Origin of the sequence: Streptomyces sp. NPDC060209 (assembly GCF_042728155.1) — a bacterium.
Classification (GTDB): domain Bacteria; phylum Actinomycetota; class Actinomycetes; order Streptomycetales; family Streptomycetaceae; genus Streptomyces.
In genome coordinates, this window is the sequence record NZ_JBHWZS010000506.1 from 1 (window position 1) to 3402 (window position 3402).

General features: G+C 70.8%; 3 protein-coding genes. 2 read left to right on the forward strand and 1 reads right to left on the reverse strand.

The features are described from left to right. Window positions 1-48 precede the first annotated feature (48 nt). A complete protein-coding gene (locus ACFWFI_RS41880; protein WP_387401078.1) occupies window positions 49-933 on the reverse strand; it encodes a glycoside hydrolase family 19 protein in 885 nt (294 codons plus the stop codon). A gap of 265 nt (window positions 934-1198) precedes the next feature. Here ACFWFI_RS41880 and ACFWFI_RS41885 point away from each other — a divergent pair, with 265 nt between their 5' ends. Beyond that, entirely contained in the window at window positions 1199-2731 is a 1533-nt protein-coding gene (locus tag ACFWFI_RS41885; RefSeq protein ID WP_387401080.1) for a substrate-binding domain-containing protein, read from the forward strand. Window positions 2732-2809: 78 nt separating this feature from the next. Continuing rightward, window positions 2810-3358 (forward strand): hypothetical protein, encoded by a 549-nt coding sequence (locus ACFWFI_RS41890; protein WP_387401082.1) that lies wholly within the window; start codon window positions 2810-2812, stop codon window positions 3356-3358. Window positions 3359-3402: the final 44 nt, after the last annotated feature.

Consider the following 3402-nt stretch of genomic DNA (forward strand, 5'->3'; position numbering starts at 1 on the left):
GCCCCGGCGGATGCCGTGGCGCCCCCTCTCCCCGGGGTGGGGCCGGGTTCAGCAGCTCAGGTTCGAGCCGGGGGTGGTGCCGAGGATCTGGACGAACGCCTGGTACTTGTCGATGCGGCTCTGCACCTGGGCCGGGTTGCCGCCGTTGCACTCGATGCTGCCGTTGATGGACCGGATGGTCTCACCGAAGCCGGCGCCGTTGACGATGGCGTTGTGGGGCGTCATGGTGCCGGGGCCGGACTGGGTGTTCCAGTACCAGAGGCCGGTCTTCCAGGCCACGGCCGCGTTCTGCTCCACCTGCCAGGGGTTGCCGAGCAGGTCGATGCCGAGCGCGTCACCCGCGGCCTTGTAGTTGAAGTTCCAGCTGAGCTGGATCGGGCCGCGGCCGTAGTAGGCCGCCTGACCGGCCGGGCAGCCGTACGACTGGCTGGTGTCGCAGTAGTGCGGGTAGTTCGCCGTGTTCTGCTCCACGATGTGCACCAGGCCGCCGGTCTCGTGGCTGACGTTGGCGAGGAACGCCGCCGCCTCCTGCTTCTTGACCGTGTCACTGCCGGTGTTGGCGAAGCCGGGATAGGCGCTCAGCGCCGCGGTGAGGCCGCTGTAGGTGTAGAACGAATTCCGGCTCGGGAACATCTGGTTGAACTGGGACTCGCTCACGACGAAGCCCGAGGGGTTCGGCTCCTCCGTACCGCCGGACCCGCAGCTGCCCTGGTCGGCCCAGACGTCGGCCGCGCCGGGCCGCTCGTTCTGGGTCCACCACTTCGCGGACCAGTTGTGCCCGTTGTACGAGGCCGATCCTCCGCCGACGTAGACGGATGAGGCGCTCCAGGCCGGGGCGCAGGCGGCGGCCGATGCCGTGGAGGCGGGGAGGAAGACGAACGTCGCGATGACCGCGCCCAGCGCGGCGATCAGGCTCATGACACGTTTGGCCACGTGATCACTCCTTCGTCGCGGCGCCCGCGCCGAGCGTGCGCCGCCATGGGGGGTACGGCCAACTCAAGCGTCGATGGTCTGGACCTGTCAAGGTCTAGACCAGAACTCGGCCGCCACGAAGAGCCCTCAACTCTGTTTCCACGTGGCCTTGTTGAACGCGAGACGAACTTCACCGGAAGGAATCCGGAGGCTCTCCCACCCCGCGGCCCCCGGCCGTACGGTGACGCCGTCCGGCACACCTCATCCACGGGGGAGCGCGAGGAACATGGAGTGGTTCAGCCCGGAGAACGTCGTCGCCCTCCTCACCGCCGTCCTGGGCGTCGCGACGTCGGCGGGCGTGCTCTGGTACGAACGCCGCGTACCCCGCCGCAAGCGCATCGGCTACCGCGTGCAGATGGACACCCCCATAGGCAGCGAAGTCAGTCAGGGCCGGGCCAATGTGCGGCTCGGGCTCTTCAACGAGACCCCGGACATGGCCGATGCCACGCTCGTCCTGCTGCGCGTCGAGAACGACGGCTCGCAGTCGATCGGCGACGAGGACTACACCGGGCGCGGCGAACTCCACGGGCTGACGGCCGAATTCACCGGGCGGACGGTCCGCGGAATCGCCGTGACCCATTCGCCGGATGCCGAACATCTGATGGATCACTTCACCCCGGCCGCCGGCCTGCGGCACCACGGCTCGGTCATCCGGCTGCCGCGCGTGCCGCTCAACCGCAACGAGCACTTCAAGCTCCTGGTCCTGCTCACCGGTTCGCACGTGGGCGGCCCGATCAAGGTCACCGGGGGAATCCGCGACGGTGTCGTGGCGCGGAACAAGGCCGCCCGCCCCGACGAGAAGCCTCCGCTGTTCGGCCCCGCGGCGAGGATCATCACCGTGGCGCTCACCGCCTGCGTCGTCACGCTCGCCGGCATCATCGTCGTACGGGACGACTCCCCGCCCCCGATGGACTGCGCCACCGGCACCCTCACTGTCACCGGCTCCACCGCGTTCAAGCCGGTCCTGGAGGAGCTGAAGCAGAAGTACGAGGACGAGTGCGACGGCGCCAGGATCCGTCTGGACGTCCGTGGCAGCAACGCCGGGGTGCGGAAGCTCGACGCCGCGGGCGCCGAGGCCGGATCCGCCGGCTCGCCCTCCATGATCGCCCTGTCCGACGGCCCCAGACCCGCCGCTCTCACCGACCTGCACGAGAAGCGGGTCGCGATCTCGCTGTTCTCCCTCGTCATCAACGACACGGTGCCGGTGACCGACCTCTCCCTCGAACAGATCAGACGGATCTACCGAGGCGACATCCGCAACTGGAACGAGATCGAGGGCGGGCCCGACCTGGAGATCCGCCTCGTCAGCCGCGACGCCAACTCCGGGACCCGCGAGGTCTTCCAGCGCCGCGTCCTCGACGCCAACGAGCCCGCCGCGTCCTCGCGCGACTGCACCACCAAGGACTATGCCGACGCGCCGGTGCTCCGCTGCGAACTCGACAGCACGGAACAGGTCCTGGCCGAGGTCGCCGAGCTCGACGGAGCGATCGGCTACACCGAGCTGCGGGGCGGCACGGTGCCCGACGGGGCACACCGGACGGCCATGGACGGCACCACCCCGTCCGTGGACACGCTCGACACCAGCAGCTACCCGTACCGGGAGATCGAGTACGCGTACACCTACGGTTCGCCGCCCGCCGACTCCCTGGTGGCCGGCTTCCTTAACTACCTGGACAACTACGGCGAGGAGATCATGCGGACCAACGGCCACCTGCCCTGTGCCACCCCGAAGGGAATGCGGCTCTGCGGGGAGGGCTGAGCCGTACCGGAGTAGGGGGTGGGGACAGCACCCTGGTATCTGGCGGCCCGGTCGAACCCGCTCCTAGCATCCGCGCCCATGAGCACCCGCCGAACACCCCCCGCCCGGTCAGGCGCCACCCGCCGTTCCGCACTACGCGTGTGGGACGCGGTCACCCTGCTCCCCCGCGGCGCGGCCGCGCTCGCGGCGGCCCTCGCGGGCCGCGGCGGGTCGGCGCCCTCCCTCCTGCTGGCGGACGCGGCGCCGGACGCTCCGCGCCCGGGAGCGGTGCGGGTCGCCGGGCACGCCGTGGCGACCGTGCTGCTGGGCGCGCTGTCCCTGGTCCTGGCCGCCGTACTCCTGCTGGCCGTGGCCCGCGGGGCGTTCTACGGGCTCGTGGACCAGGGCCCTTACGACCATTCCTGGGGTGGCCCGGGCAAGGCGGGAGCCTGGCTCGCGCACTTCGCCGTCGCCACGCCCTGCGCCTTCGCCGCCGTCGCCGGGCTGTACGGCGTCGCCCGGCTGCAGGAGCGGCTGACCGCGCCCCTGCGCGGGGAGCGCAGGCCCGGCTGGGTCCTGCCGGCGGTTCTCGTCTGCTCCGCGGCCGGGGCACTGTTCGTGGTCGCGTTCGTCCGGCAGCTGCCCTGACGGCGCCGACCCCGTCCGTGGAACAGGACGGCCGGACCTTCCAC